Source organism: Ruegeria sp. H6, assembly GCF_056532975.1.
The window spans coordinates 1-14374 of record NZ_JBQFOA010000005.1; the positions used below are offsets into that span (position 1 = coordinate 1).

Annotated in this window: 14 protein-coding genes; 7 read left to right on the forward strand and 7 right to left on the reverse strand. The window is 50.3% G+C overall.

Annotated features, from left to right (window positions below; genetic code table 11):
• Positions 1–286: 286 nt before the first annotated feature.
• On the reverse strand, positions 287–1357 hold the full coding sequence (locus ACR0AG_RS10805; RefSeq protein ID WP_480838666.1) for a hypothetical protein: 1071 nt from the start codon (positions 1355–1357) through the stop codon (positions 287–289).
• A gap of 332 nt (positions 1358–1689) precedes the next feature.
• Between ACR0AG_RS10805 and ACR0AG_RS10810 the strand changes: the two genes are divergently transcribed.
• Complete coding sequence (locus tag ACR0AG_RS10810) at positions 1690–2403, forward strand: MBL fold metallo-hydrolase (RefSeq protein WP_480838668.1); 714 nt, start codon at positions 1690–1692, stop codon at positions 2401–2403.
• A 4-nt stretch (positions 2404–2407) separates the two neighbouring features.
• Here ACR0AG_RS10810 and ACR0AG_RS10815 read toward each other — a convergent pair whose 3' ends face one another.
• The 3 genes from ACR0AG_RS10815 to ACR0AG_RS10825 all read right to left on the reverse strand — a co-directional run bounded on the left by ACR0AG_RS10815 (position 2408) and on the right by ACR0AG_RS10825 (position 6422).
• Positions 2408–3265 (reverse strand): macro domain-containing protein, encoded by an 858-nt coding sequence (locus tag ACR0AG_RS10815; RefSeq protein ID WP_480838670.1) that lies wholly within the window; start codon positions 3263–3265, stop codon positions 2408–2410.
• Between the two features lie 8 nt (positions 3266–3273).
• On the reverse strand, positions 3274–4905 hold the full coding sequence (locus ACR0AG_RS10820) for an SIR2 family NAD-dependent protein deacylase (protein ID WP_480838672.1): 1632 nt from the start codon (positions 4903–4905) through the stop codon (positions 3274–3276).
• 422 nt (positions 4906–5327) lie between these two features.
• Positions 5328–6422 carry a tyrosine-type recombinase/integrase gene (locus tag ACR0AG_RS10825; protein ID WP_480838674.1) on the reverse strand — a complete coding sequence of 365 codons (1095 nt, stop codon included), beginning with the start codon at positions 6420–6422 and terminating at the stop codon, positions 5328–5330.
• A 358-nt stretch (positions 6423–6780) separates the two neighbouring features.
• On the opposite strand from ACR0AG_RS10825, the gene ACR0AG_RS10830 reads away from it, so the two are divergent.
• Together ACR0AG_RS10830 and ACR0AG_RS10835 are read left to right on the forward strand one after the other, a co-directional pair.
• The gene (locus ACR0AG_RS10830) at positions 6781–7215 is read left to right on the forward strand and encodes a helix-turn-helix domain-containing protein (protein WP_480838676.1); all 435 of its coding nucleotides are present in this window, start codon (positions 6781–6783) and stop codon (positions 7213–7215) included.
• Positions 7215–7790: a hypothetical protein gene (locus ACR0AG_RS10835; protein WP_480838678.1), complete on the forward strand. Its 576-nt coding sequence runs from the start codon at positions 7215–7217 to the stop codon at positions 7788–7790. The genes ACR0AG_RS10830 and ACR0AG_RS10835 overlap by 1 nt, the downstream gene beginning before the upstream one ends.
• 341 nt (positions 7791–8131) lie before the next feature.
• Here the strand turns inward: ACR0AG_RS10835 and ACR0AG_RS10840 are convergent, their stop codons facing one another.
• Entirely contained in the window at positions 8132–8548 is a 417-nt protein-coding gene (locus tag ACR0AG_RS10840) for a MerR family transcriptional regulator (RefSeq protein ID WP_170417773.1), read from the reverse strand.
• Positions 8549–8622: 74 nt separating this feature from the next.
• Between ACR0AG_RS10840 and ACR0AG_RS10845 the strand changes: the two genes are divergently transcribed.
• The 4 genes from ACR0AG_RS10845 (at position 8623) to ACR0AG_RS10860 (ending at position 11903) form a co-directional block, all read left to right on the forward strand.
• The gene (locus ACR0AG_RS10845) at positions 8623–9252 is read left to right on the forward strand and encodes a cation efflux transmembrane domain-containing protein (protein ID WP_170417770.1); all 630 of its coding nucleotides are present in this window, start codon (positions 8623–8625) and stop codon (positions 9250–9252) included.
• Positions 9253–9326: 74 nt separating this feature from the next.
• On the forward strand, positions 9327–9794 hold the full coding sequence (locus tag ACR0AG_RS10850; protein ID WP_170417767.1) for a DUF411 domain-containing protein: 468 nt from the start codon (positions 9327–9329) through the stop codon (positions 9792–9794).
• A gap of 245 nt (positions 9795–10039) precedes the next feature.
• On the forward strand, positions 10040–10378 hold the full coding sequence (locus tag ACR0AG_RS10855) for a c-type cytochrome (protein WP_214646850.1): 339 nt from the start codon (positions 10040–10042) through the stop codon (positions 10376–10378).
• A 772-nt stretch (positions 10379–11150) separates the two neighbouring features.
• Positions 11151–11903 carry a hypothetical protein gene (locus ACR0AG_RS10860; protein WP_480838681.1) on the forward strand — a complete coding sequence of 251 codons (753 nt, stop codon included), beginning with the start codon at positions 11151–11153 and terminating at the stop codon, positions 11901–11903.
• Between the two features lie 134 nt (positions 11904–12037).
• Here the strand turns inward: ACR0AG_RS10860 and ACR0AG_RS10865 are convergent, their stop codons facing one another.
• Positions 12038–13279, reverse strand: a complete 1242-nt coding sequence (locus tag ACR0AG_RS10865) for an adenylate/guanylate cyclase domain-containing protein (protein WP_480838683.1) — start codon at positions 13277–13279, stop codon at positions 12038–12040.
• A gap of 381 nt (positions 13280–13660) precedes the next feature.
• A complete protein-coding gene (locus tag ACR0AG_RS10870) occupies positions 13661–14146 on the reverse strand; it encodes a GNAT family N-acetyltransferase (protein WP_480838685.1) in 486 nt (161 codons plus the stop codon).
• Between the last annotated feature and the right edge of the window lie 228 nt (positions 14147–14374).

A 14374-nucleotide genomic window follows, 5' to 3' on the forward strand; every position in this document is an offset into this window, starting at 1 on the left:
CGCCCGCCAGCACCCGAAACCATCATCCCAATGGATAACAAGCCGACGATGCACTAACAATCAGGTTGGACCAGTCAGATGAGGCTGCTCATAGCTATCTCTGGACATAGATGGGCGAACCTGAATTGTCATATTGTAAGTAGAGGATAATAATTTCCACGGAGTTTGAGAAACTATGCATCCAAACCTAAATGGAATTTCAAATGGTTTCTCTCAACAAAGAAACAAAAAACTATATTCTTCATTCTTGGTTCTGAGACCTCTTTTCAGTTGTACCACTAGATTTCTACCTCAGTTGATCAACGAAATCGTCAATCTCTATCAAGTCCAACGCCGCGCTTTTGTAAGCATCGAATTTTTCGAATTCCTCACCTCCCAAGAAGTAGTGAATCCGAAGGAACAATAAGTCGGCAACGGTGGCCTTAGTATAGTTTACGTTTGTATTCAGAACACTGGGAGTAACTCCATCAAATGGCTTCAATCCAGCAGCCAGGAGAAGCTGTTTTGTGAAGCAAGTGTTGATGTCTTTTGGGGTCAGGTACGCGTAAGCTTTACGGAGTGAGCCTTTTTCGTATGAAAAAAATCTGCAACTCGTATCTAAAAAAAGGCCACCAGCGCCATCTTTCGTTTGTTGTCTGTTGTTTGAATTGAGCGTCGAATAGTATTCGATACCCTCGCCGTCTTTCAATCGCTGTGCTTCTGAAAACAGAAAATCACTCTCCCCAAAAACCACAATTAGGTTGGCCCCATTCAATTCTGAGGTGGCATCCAGGGAAATTTGAGCTTGTTCAAAGACCTCGTAGATATCCGAGCTAGCGGAAAATATGAATCTCAATATTTCATTGTTGTTTTGCCTACTAACTCCATAGCTAATCCTCCAACCCTTCCACAAAAAGGGATCGGGCTTACAATCATGACACCCCAACGAAGCTTTAGCGAAATCCTCCGCCAAGACTTCTTTTTTTAATAACACCGAATAGTCAATAGGGTCGTTTGGATGGCTCCTAAATCCGCGTAGTAGTTTACCCTGCTCATTTAACTCAAAGAGATTCCCCTTGAACTCCTCTACCCTTTCCTTTGAAAGAAATCTTATTTCGAAATTCGGGTGCTCCAGCGTACCTGCGGAGAGTGGTGAAACAGCCAAAACAAGCACCAATTTTGGAATAACCTTTGACCACCAAGTCATGTGGAAATTTATGAAACTAGTTCTTCCATGTAAGAAAATAAAACGGATAAAATTCACTATTTGCACAATAAATTCCCCTTGAAAGAATATCCGCCTTGCAAACATAGGCAGAGCCCTTGCACGAGAAATAGAAAGGCTCTTCAAGCGGGTAAATGTGCCTACATCCCTCACGACAGAGTGCTCTTTGCTGGTATCAAAGCCCAGTTGGCGCCTTTTCTAACAGGTGCAACGTCGGCCCCTAATCGAGAATTTCTATCATTACTATGCCCAAACAAATCGTCAAACATGTCTCGCGTTGAAAACCTTAGATTGCATATGCGTATCACTCAACAGCCATAGGCTGCATGAACAGCACAGCATGTCAACAAAAACATCATTAATATTTCGAGCGGCTTTCAAACAAGCAGTCGCCCTTCGAAATTATTTGTAGAAAAGAGCTGTTGGGCATTGGTGACCTCATAGAAACCCAGCTAAGCTACTCAAAAGTTATGGAGACTTGGCGAATGTATTCGGTTCAGTGTCTTGGAATTGGGCGTGGTGCTACGAATTTTGCCTCGGGCGAGGCAAGTTCCGCATACGTAGTTAAGAAGAACAACAAGCCACTCCTATTGCTCGATATGGGTGCTGGTGTCGGGCGTTCTGCGGTGGGTTTCCTGGGAAAAGAAATCCCTCATTCGATCTACATCTCGCATAACCATAGCGATCATACAGGGGACTTGCCTGTGTTTCTTGCAACTCAGCGCGGCGCACGTGTTCGCCTTTTGGGACATAGGTCCGTTCTTTCGATTGTTCGAAAACATAGGCTGCATGAACTGCCGAGTGTGAATGTCGACCCGGATGAAGACATCGATTGGATTGTGGGCGACACGGAAACGCCCATCGAATACGGAGATCTAAAGTTTTACCTGTTTAAGTCAGAACATGCTTATGAATGTTACGGCTTCGTTCTTTACGTCAATGGCAACCCGATATTGGGTTGGACTGCCGATAGCAGGTTCAACAAAGATGTTTATGATGCGGTTTCAAGCGCACCGATAGCCATTGTGCACGGTCGTGATAGACCGAGCGGAGACCATGCCGCATTGGACGAAATTGATGAATTTGCAAAAAGTGCTCCCGAAACACAGTTCTTTGTCTCGCACTACGGCAGCACAGATTTCCAGTTCACCTCTAGGAATGTAATCCTTTTGACCGTTGGGCAGGAAGTTTCGCTTTGAACCCTCAAGCCCATTCGCGCTGAACATTATAGAGCTTGAGTTTACCTTGTAGGTTTTTGTGAAGAACGATTGTCACTGTATGGCTGCCACCAGCGCGACGAAAAAACTCGGACACTACCGCGACAATAATATCGAGTAAATTCTCCTCCTCGAGGGCAATGCGGCCGTGTTGATCTCCAATCAACGGAACCACAAGGTTCTGTGCCTCTTCCATGGCGGTAATCTGCTCGAGCGCTTTGCTTAACGAAGAGACGAGCATTGGTAAATTTGTTGAGGTCTTACCCGTTTTTTCGTTTTCTTCAGTGATCGCAAGCAGATGAAAAAAGCCACTTTGGCCCGCCACAGCTGAAGAGCGTGGAATCGATGCAACTGTTCCGATCGGGTAAGCCGCCGTCTCTTCAGTTAGATTACCGCCGCTGATGCTCTCATACTTGGACAGCGCTGATGCTAGTGCGTCACAAAAATCCGAGGCATTCGAAAATAACTCAATCACTTGTCCATGAACGCTTCTTGGATTGACCTGCCCTTTGTGAGAACCTTTCAGCCTATGCCTGAAGTAAGGGCTCACTGGGACAACAATTGAACCTTTTTGTTTAAAAATATCACCAAAGACAATTGCAACATCGATCTTGGTCCCTCTAACTCGAAACTCGACATGTGATGTAGCCGAATACAATCGAAAGATTGCCCAAACTAAGGCAATGATCACTACCGACTCGTAGAAGTAGTAGGGGTAGTCCCTCAAATGTCCCTGGAACATAGGGGTTGCAACTAGGATCGTCACAAAAACAGCGCAAACCCCCAGTGCAGCTATGAACTGCCCCCAAAAGAATGTCTGGTGTTTACGAAAGTTCTTAAGCATATCAGCACTCAGTCAATAAATCGCTCTTCTGCAATTCGGAGGGCGTTACGCAGTTTTGCAAGACTTTCATTTAAAGACAACGAGCGTGCCCATTCCCGTTCGAAGATTGCAAGCATGTCACGGGAAAACTCTGTGTTAACTTCAAAAACATGCGCGTCAAACTCAGATGTCGTTGCTTGTGATGCATATGCTACGGCAACATCCGTTGTGAGGTTAGAGTTTAGTCGGATTAATGAGGCATAGCTCATAAGACTGCGTGACTCTGAAGTGCCCGGAATAAACCGAACTTCAATGTCCTGATGCTCAATGTCGTGAAGGTCCATACAAAGACGATACCGCGCGAGCGACACACGGTCCTTTTCCGTGCTCAACTTTTTGACTGCTGCAAGTGTATCTTCTTCAAAGCATAGAATGCGTGCTTCTGCGCCATTGTCCATTCTGTGGCGAAAAGTTGCGGCCCGCATCTTCATCTGGTCAATCACGTCATCTTTCCACTTTGCCCAATCCCCGATTCCTTCCTTGCCTTTGAATTTTTCCAAGGTTTCTGGAGATTTTTTGTCTAAAAAATCTGGTGTCGCCAAGGCATTGGTCAGAGTGGGTGTTAGAAATCTGAAACCCGTCGATCTTGCTTCAAATGCGTTTTGCATTTCAAGATATTCTGGCCGTCGCTTAACGAGGAAGAATGAGCGGTTCACAGATTCAGGTGCAATGGTCAGAGATGCGTGTCCGTCACTCTCTGGGATTTGGCTTAGAAACTGCCATAGTTCACGGTATTCATCCCCGTCGGGTGGGTTCTTGTCCAGCTCAAAGGAAAACACAGATAACCGAGACTTCCTGGACAGATCATCCAGTTCCGGAATCTTTTTCACTTCATTTTTAGGCAGCACAGCAAAGTGCGGTTGGCACTCACTGCCCAATTCTTCTCCAAGTTCCAAGATCATCTTTCGATAACTCGGGGCATCAAACGAATACCCTAAAAAGAGAATTGAGCACTGACTCATCAGTGTCTTGATGGCCGCCCTCAGAGCACGTCCAAGCTCCGTTTCCTTGTCGTAGAGACCTATTTTCTGTGCCTGACCTAGAACTATTGTAGACGGAGCCGAAAGATCACCATTCAGCTTGAACACGAAAGGGGATTCACCTGGGGCAGAGAGTTCGTCGGCCACCAACGCCTCCAAAGTCTCATGATCGCGATATGTCAAAACCTTTGGCCTGGGCCTTACAATATCATCCAACACCCAGTCGTAGTTCGTGGTCAGATATATTGGGAATTGCATCAGATTGAGCATCAAATGGTGCTGTGAAGTCTTAGGCCTCTCGATGGAAAGCCGTTTCCACATCATTTGACTAAACTGGCTTGTAGGTATGCTCGCTCGCACACTTGCCGCGGCAGCTAAGAAATCATTGGCGTCCAACGCGTCGTTCACACTCGCAGCCTGCGCGGCGTCGATCAAACCTGCTGTTAGAGCTTCCTCGCAAAGGTATTCGATTATACCGCGATATCCCGGCAACCGCCCAGCACTGCCTTGGCCCAAAATTGCACTCGACAACCCTGCACCAACCCAAGGAACCAATTTGCCTTTAGAGTATGCAGAACGAAGTAAACGTGTCGGTATCGCAGGTAGAATATCAGCACTCATAAAACTAGATCGTTTCCAGATTGAACAAAAACAGACACGCGAAACAGCCATCAAAGGAAGGCATACTGCGACCTTTCAATTCAATTTTCAACAAAGACTGTCGGTAAGTGACTAATTTCCCCCTCAATGCCGTAGTCGCCACTTAGTGCCAATGCTTCGGTTATATGATAAAATGAGCAAAACTCGTGCTACCTAGGTGCTGCCCAACATTATATGGAAAGGCAATCACCGAGCTGATTACCTTACTAACTATCTATTTTAAATGATTTTACTGGTCGGAGTGAGAGGATTCGAACCTCCGACCCCTGCCTCCCGAAGGATCAGGCCGGAGCCTAACCCCCTGTATTTATTATGATGCGTTGTCATTTGACTGCTCCTTTGTTAACGTTTGTGATGGTCTATTTCCGGAAATGATCCGGATGTCAGATGGCATCCGCCGCCCCGCGCTGATGGTCTGGGTGGTGGTGCCCGTAGTTCTTTTCGAGCGTTTCGAGGGTCATCCCCAGAAAGCCGCAGGCGTCCCACTTTGGCGCACCCTTCTGCATGAGCCAGGTTGCGCAAGTGTGCCTCAGAGTGTGCGGCACGACTTTCCGGTCTCCCTGACCTTCGAGGCCAGCCGCTACAACGGCGGATCGAAACGCACGCTTGATATTCTGCAGGGACTTGCCGCGATGGGTGACAACGAATTCGTCTTCCGGAAATCGCTTCCGCCTGCGCAACAAGTGTTTCTTCAGGCGCGCGGGCAACCTTGAGCTCGGGCGCTCTTTCTTGGTCCGTCGACGCCCGACCGGATTCCAGTAGATGATGTTGCTGTTGAAATCGATATCGGACCAACGCAAGGACAGGATCGCTTCCTTCCGCTGGCCCGTCAGTAAACCGATACGGAGAAACAGGGTCAGGTGTTCGGTTTTTGACTCCGTCGGCACACCATCTTCCAAAGGGGTATCGAAGCTTCGCGAGGCTTTTATAAGTTTTATCGCTTCATCGCACGTCAGGAACCGGATTCGACCTTCGGGCTTCGGTGGAAGTCGAACGGCTATCCTGCGCGTGATCAGCTGATCTTCTTCGGCGCGCCTGATAGCGGTCGACAACAGGCTGAGTTCTCGTCTGAGCGTGCCGTCCTTGAGACCCTTTTCACCCCGGCCCTTTCGTCGCTTCTGGCAATACTCCTTGATGAGCGCATCATTGATGTCACCAACGGCGTAGCCGTCGAAAAATCGGATGATCGGCTTGGCCGCATTGGCCAAGCGCTCCGGATCGGAGACGTAATCAAGCCGTTTTGCCAGGTAGTGCGAAATTGCGTCGGCCACATAGAATTCGTAAGGCTCGACTGCTCGATCTGGCCTAAAGCGCCTTAGCTTCCACTCTGCGAAGTAGAGTTCAGCCTGGTCGCGATCCCCAGTGCCAGTCGAGTGCTCGCGGCTGCGTCCCCCCTCGGTCCAGTAGATGTACCAGTTGCCCTCGGACGGACGCTTGCGGTCGCGCTCGAGGCGCGGCGGGGATGGCTTTCTGGGCATGTTTTCACCGTGAAATTGTCGACGTACCGCTCCCACGCGCCGGAAGGGATTTTCGGATTTCTACGCCCAGGGGCCGTATAGATGTGGTCCAGCATGTCTTCGCGGATCAGGTAGCGAATATTGGACACAGGAATGCCAACGCGCTCGGCCAGTTCTTTCGGGGTTTCCAAGAGCTTTTCCACGCTTCACCTCCTCAAACTCTTTGCTCACAAATCGAGGCAGTTAATTTCATTTTGCGTTCAGAATGAAACAAACATACGCTGATCTTACGTGAATCGAGCGTGTTGACACGATTTATGGTCATATGTGATTCATATAACCAGTATCGTGGTCAATGCAACCATTAAGAAGGTTTTCTATGACAGTTCCCGGTTTGGGACATCGCCTTGCGGCTGTGCGAAACATGGCAAGCCTCTCCCAAGAGGAGATGGCGCAGCGCCTTGGCGCCAGTCGGAGCGCATACCAGTACTATGAACGCAGCCAGCGGGATTTGACGGCTTCACTACTGTTGAAAGTCTACGAGGAATTCGACGTTGATCCGCTCTGGATGCTCGAAGGCGACTCGGAACATGGCAAGAGCCGAAGGCACGAAGAGATCGCCGCCGCCTATCGTAAGATCGGCATCGCAGTCGAGCGCCGGATCAATGAACGCGGGCTGACTGTGACCCCTGAAAAGAAGTGGGATGCCATCGATTTTCTCTTCGATGAGTTCCTGAACACCGATGCCCTGACGATTGAAGGCGGGGAACCGGACACAACAAGGATCGACAGCGTATTGAGGCTTGTAAGCTGATGTTGAATGAAGAATTTCCCGATGAAGTGCTGAAACTACGCCCGCGAAAGCTGCGGCTTGGTCAGGATACAGAGCGCCTGCTCGAAGGCGTCTGCGGGGCTGAAGAAGTCCCCGATCGCGAAGGTCAGAAGAAACACCTGCGCCCGAAAGCGGATAGTATCAATGCGGTCCGCTGCGCAGCCTGCGGACAGGTTGAGTACATCACACGCGATTATTGCCGTTGTGACCACTACATCGCTGGCCAAGTCATGGACGAATTCCTAGCATGGGAGCGCGATTTGGTCGAGATTCATGCCCGGTTGGCTGCGGAAGCCGAGGAAAAGATGAAACCAGTCAAGTGGTCAGCCTTGGCTGCCATGCCATTCTTGATTTGGCCTCTTCTCCAAACTTTGCTCTACAGTGAGCAAATGCCATTGGCGACGGGGCTTTGGTTCTTCCCGGGCATGGTAATTCTTGGCCTGTGTGCCGTGATCGAAAAGGTTATTACCCGGAAGCGCGATACCAGCGCATATGCGGTCGAAACCGCCACCTTCGAACAATTTCTAACTGAGCGCATTCCCGTTTCGAACAACTAACTTCACATGAGCAAAGCCCCACAGATCGACGAGTTCGTCGCGCACTGGAAATACACCGGTGGGAGCGAACATGCCAGACTCGAAGAATTTTGGTCAGTGCTCACCGAGTCGTCACACTATCATGTTCAGGATTTGACGGGCACGAATGCAGACTTCGGCGGTGCTCTTTTTCCTTCTGACCACAGATTTTATCCTCAGACGCGTATCATTTAGCTGGTACGGGGACTTTAACAGAGCGAGGGCCATAATCGTACACCTGCCGTTCGCTTCAACAGGAGCGAACTGGTAAGATGCGGACAAAACAGTCTTTCGCTGGGACTAAAGCAATGTCCGCTCATAGTTTAGTGATCGTGGTGACAGAGTTTATGATCGGCAAGAGACGCGAGCACATAGCAGTTCTCTGACACTCCTTCGTCATCACAGCCCTTCGAAATCCGAACCAGCTCTTTTTCAAGAGCCCGTAGTCGTTTGATCTTTGCTCTTACTTCGGAAAGTTGTGAGACGGCGATGTCCGTTGCGGCTTGGCATGAACGATCCGGGTGGCCTTGAAGCACAATCAATTCGGAGATCGCTTCAATTGAGAAACCAAGATCGCGTGCATGCTTGATGAAACTGAGACGCTCTAGCCCTGCCACATCGTAGCGCCGTTGGTTGCCTTCGGTGCGTTCTGGTGCGGCAAGCAGGCCCATTTCCTCATAGTAGCGGATAGTCGGAACTTTGACCTTCGTGCGCTTGGAAAGCTCCCCGATAGAAAACATGAAAATACCTCTTGAACCTCTAGTAACTAGAGACACTACACTATGGTCACGACAGATACAAAAAGGGCTTCCCAATGTCAGCATGTTGCGGACACAACGCCAAATTCGACGGCGTATCAGACGACTACAAAAGGAGGCTGTGGATTGTCATTGCTCTGAACGCGGTGATGTTCGTCGTCGAGATGACTGCCGGTCACTATGCAAAGTCTCAGGCACTTCAGGCCGACGCTCTAGACTTCCTTGGGGATGCTTTGACCTACGGTATCTCGCTGGCAGTGATCGGGGCTTCAATCCGTGCACGCACCAATGCCGCTCTGGCGAAAGGGGTGAGCTTGCTGCTGATGGGTCTTTGGGTGTTTGGATCGACCGTGTACCGGGTGTTCTATGTCGGAGTGCCGGAGGCCGAGATCATGGGCATCGTTGGCTTTTTCGCTCTTATGACCAATCTCGCAAGTGTTCTCTTGCTCGTCCGTTACAAGGACGGCGATGCAAATGTGCGCTCTGTCTGGCTATGTTCGCGTAATGACGCCATTGGCAATGTGGCCGTTATGTTTGCAGCTTTAGGCGTCTGGGGCACAGCTAGCGGTTGGCCTGACCTGATTGTTGCGGCGGTCATGGCAACGTTGTTTCTTTCCTCTGCTTTCCAGATCGTGCGCCAAGCGCTCGCCGAGCGTCGGGAAGTTGGCGAACATGAGCATGTTTGACGTGGATTATGACCTTTGATCTCGAATGATACGAAATCGGCTCAATTTAGTTGGAAATACCAAGGACTCTCGCCATGAACCTGAAACGCCGCCAAGTACTGACTTACGCCGCTGGCTTTGCCAGCACAGTACCATTTGCCGCGTTTGCGCAAGACACGCCTTCCGTCCGTGTTCTCAAGGATCCGAACTGCGGCTGTTGCCAGGTTTGGATCGACATCCTGCGGCAGGAAGGCTTTCGCATTACCGAGGAGCGCAGCTTTGGAACACAGCTTGTCCGCCACAAATTGGACAACGGCATTCCCGAAGAAATGATGTCCTGCCACACAGGCGAGATCGATGGCTATATGATCGAGGGGCATGTGCCGGTTGCAGACATTCGTCGTCTGCTGGAGGAGCAACCCAGTGCTGTTGGACTTGCTGTTCCTGGCATGCCCTACGGTTCCCCTGGGATGGGGCCGGAAGATCGTCGTGAGGCCTACGACGTGTTTTTGATCCTCAAGGACGGTAGCACCGAGGTGTTCAAGAGTTACGAAGCGGCCTGAGGCGACGTTCATCGAGCGGAAACAGTAAGGAGGAGAAGATGACGAAGCTTGGATTACGCACTCTTACCTTAAGCGTTCTGTCTATCACCATTGCTACAGTGGGTTGCGCACAACAACAACGAGGAGATTGGTGGGGTCACGGGCCAATGGGATCTAACCACATGAGGTCTGAGCACATGCGTGGTTGGGGGCACGGCAATATGGGGCCTGGCCAGCAGCAGCGCATGCAACGACATTGGACGTATATGAACGAGGACGTGCCCGCAGCCTACCGCGGGGCTCGGAGCACCATTCGTGCAACGCCCGAGAATGTTTCGGAGGGCAAGACGCTATATACGGAAAACTGCGCAAGCTGTCATGGAGCTGAGGGTTTGGGCGATGGTGAAGCCGGACGTTCGCTCGCGCCCTCTCCCGCTCTCCTACGATGGTTCGTTCAGATGCCGATGTCGGGGGACGAGTACCTTCTTTGGGCAATTTCCGAGGGCGGCGAACGCTTCGGAACAGACATGCCAGCCTTCAAGGAAGCGCTGAGCGAAGAAGACCTTTGGAAGATCATCGTTTATATGCGTGCGGGGTTCCCTTGATCTGTCGTCAATCTGTTGGTTTTTGATGAGTGTTTTTGCTGTCGATACTATGACGACAATTCTCAGCAGGCATAAAGCTGACAATGCGCCATTCTAGTAAGCTTCACGGAAGCGGACATATATGTAAGTCGCAGCACGAGCAGGTTAGGGCTCGATTCGGACCTTCGCTGAACTAGGTGCGAAAGACTGCTATGCGGACAAAGTAGGCATTCGAATTTTTACCTGCGCAGACGCAGCATCGGTTTGCATTCGCGGCAGGATTCCCACTGCGTCGCGATCCCATTCACCAAAGCAGCCACTCAATCGGACTAGAACCTTGCAAATCCAGGTTACCTTTTCGCCGCATGGCACTAGGGTTTGAAAAACGTGGACAAAGAGCCGTCATTCGTCTTCGCCGTAAAAAACTGCCTTTGCATTCAATCGTGAACAACTTGCTATAATCTTGGGGTGGCCGCAGAATTTAGGAGGCGTAGAGAAGCTGTGGGGAAAGTGGTGAGCAATGATAGTTAACAACAAATTCTTTATCCGGATGACCTTCGTGATATTTGGATCGATATTTTGGACCTCAGTTCAAGCTCAACAACTGTGGACAGGATCTTTTGTAAGCCGGAGCAAATGTAGTAGCCACATCGGAGTTGTCGGACCCGAGCAACACAGTAGGGTAATCAAAGGTCACAAATGGCCACATCCAAAAGGCAGCGCGATTGAATACATAGATAGAAACGCGCGCGGAATAAACGCAATTGCGGCAGGTCGTGGCGGGAGTCAGGCCATGCGCGAGCGGTTGTTGAACGCTGCGAAGAGTGGGGCATTTACCAAATTGAACTTCGAGGGATCTGGTGGTTCCAGCCCGTCGTTTGTCAGTGCCATTGTTGTAGAATCGACGGCTTACGCAGTAGCCCAGTTGCGCGTTGCGGGCGCAATTTCACCTCAAGAAATTAAGGAGATAAACGCGTGGGTTCAAAAACTCTTGAAGAACTCCACGCAGCGGGCCAACAGCCCTGATCATAAGGCGGCAATCGGAACTGCAAGGCTTATCTGGGGTGCGGCGATTGGGGACAAAAACCAGTTCTCAAAGGGCTACAATCAAATAAAACCTGTTTTGAGAAATCTGCGATCTAGGCCTGACTTTGACACCAAAATCAGAGTGAACAACGAGGTCATGCACCAAATTGTTCACGCAGGCACTGTTTTACATAGAAACGGGATTGATATCTTTTCCAAAAAATGGGGTAAAACTACCCTGCATCAGGCAATTTCATATCACGCTGTGCGGGTCACTCAGATTGGGTCCGGTAAGCTCGAAACAACGACCGGCGCAGACACTCAGGCACGCAGCATTTTCCGGGCGACTGGGTGGGGCACTCACTTGGCCTGGGTTCCACTTTATCTCAGTCATTTTCCGAGTTCGGGCGCTTCGAACGAAGTGCGTGCTTTGAATAAGGCTCTGCGTCGGGTGGATCGAAAGCCATACTACGGAACTCAAATCGGGATCCATTCAGATTGCATCTATGGACGATATTGAGGGATGGAGAAGCGCAGGCTTGGCGAGACGCCGAATGCTTGGTTCGGGCTCGTAGCCATCCATTGTAATGCGCAATAAAACGCCGGTGAACCAAGCGCGAATGTCAAGAGATCGACCCGAAGCCCGCCAGCGCTTCAATCATTACTAGGAGGGGCGTCGAACTCCACTAGATACCCGCGGGCAGTAGAAACCGCCCTTGCATCGTCCCACTTGATCCCCGGCTGATCAGAGAACTGCCGAAATCTTCCAAAGTGCTCAACGCCGTCATAGTTGTCTGGCTGATGACGAAACCAGTTTGTAAAAACAACCGGTTCGCCATTAGACCATGTCCAACCTTCGTCAGGTTCCAGAGACCGGTCACTTTGAACAAACCCTATCCATGGTCCAAAACGCTGCCATCTACTACCTTCGTCTTGCATTCGCCATACATCATCCTGTTGTGCAGCCAGATCCACTAGAAAATCGTTCTCAGCTTGCGATCCAATTGCAGCGAGGTAACCACCCATCGCACGTGCTTCTGCTTCGGCCTCCATCCATTTTATCCCCCAAGCATGCACCAGTGCATAATCGTGACCTTCAAAAGAGGCTCGCTCAAGAACATTTCTCGTCGCGGCAGACCTCGCTGCCCAATTGTCAAGGTCCTGTTGGTTGTAGGCCTCTCCAATGACCGGGGACATAGGAGTAGCCACAGGTTCTGTGGCTGGCCAATTTTTGTATGCGACACTCAGACCTGCCACTACGATAAGCGCCACTATCAGCATTGCCGAAGCCAAGCTCTGGCGGCGAACAATATTAGAGGCACTTAGCAAACTCGAAATCTTGCCGTGTTCTCCGGCAACCTTGTAGGCCGCCACAGGCTTAGGAATGTTCTTTAATCGCTGTTTACCCATTGAGACGAACTCAAGGGTCAATTTTCCATCGATCTGGTCGCGTACCTGACTCGACAGACAAATCCCGCCGGGTTCTGCCAAGGCTTCAAGCCGTGCTGCAACGTTGACACCATCTCCCAGAAGGTCGTCGCCTTGAGCGATCACATCGCCGACATTGATGCCGATCCGAAAAAGAAGAGCCTGGTCTTCCGGTACTCCTTCGTTTTTCGAGCGCAACGCTTCCTGCACCTCGACGGCACTTCGCACGGCTTCCACGGAGCTCTCGAACTCAGCTAAGACACTGTCGCCAGCAGTGTTGGCAATACGGCCACCATGTTTCGCGATAATGGCATCCATCGACCGGCGGTGGTCCGCAAGTCGTAGTAACGTGGCCTCCTCATCCAGTGCTATCAGTCGGCTGAATTCGGCGACATCAGCGGCGAATATTGCCGCGAGTTTACGGCGAATACTGGGGCCATCACCGGATTTTGGTGTATCATTTGCCATTAGACACGTCCTTGACCGAATGAGCCGGATTGCCAATACCGAGGTATGTAGTCCGCACAACCAAAGACAGTCATATTGATACCTTTGAAACCGAGAATAAACCTGCCGCACTAGAAGCAACCTAAGGCCAACAATTGACCCCTGTCAAAACCAGCGACAAAAACTCAAAATCTCGAAAGGTCGAAGAGAAGTGTCTTTCGTAACACTGATCGCGCTGTCAATTGGTCACAAATAGATGGTTAGGGCTCGAAGCGGTCATCTGATAGTTTTGGTTGGGCAATATCGCTCAAAACACGGGCTTAAGTCAGCTTTGCGGGACGAAGCAGACTATCCCATTGCAAAGCTGAATGTCTGCTTTGCGCGATTCAACTAACCAGCGGCTCAAAGTTCCATAGACATCTCATGCCAGGTCATTCCGCCATGGTCTGAGGTCGATGGATGTAGATAGTTATACCCAAATCTCTCATAGAGCGGAACGTGATGTTCTTTGCACATCAGATAGATCGTGGATTTGCCCATCTTTTTCATGCGCCCAATAAATTCGACCATCAATGCGCGTGACAGGCCTTTTCCCTGCTGCGCCGGATCAACGACTACAGACATAATAACGACATTTGGAGCGTCTGGGTCATGTCCCACAAGCTCTTTAAACTCCTCATCAGACATTTTGACATCGTACGCACAGCCGCAATTCATAAAGCCGACGATTTCGCCTTCGATCTCGAGAATGAGAAAACCATCGGGATAGACCTCTATCCTCTTGGAAATCTTTTCGAGGGTTGCCGCTTCGTCGCCTTCATAGGCGGCGGTCTCGATTTCAAAGCATCGAATAGAGTCGGAGGGTCGGGCGTTTCGAAATTCGTTCATGCACTTACACTACGCGCGATGGGTTAAGTTGCAAAGCCGCCGTTGGTTCTCTTCGCAGCATCGGTCGTTCTGGGCTCGAAGCGGTCATCTGATGGTTTTGGTTGGGCAATATCGCTCAAAATTCGGGCTAAAGGTCAGCTGTGCGGACAAAACCGAAATTGCTCGAATGTCCGCTCGTGAGCTTGATAATGCGCCGATTGGATGGCGACTTCGAACTAGCCGCCATCC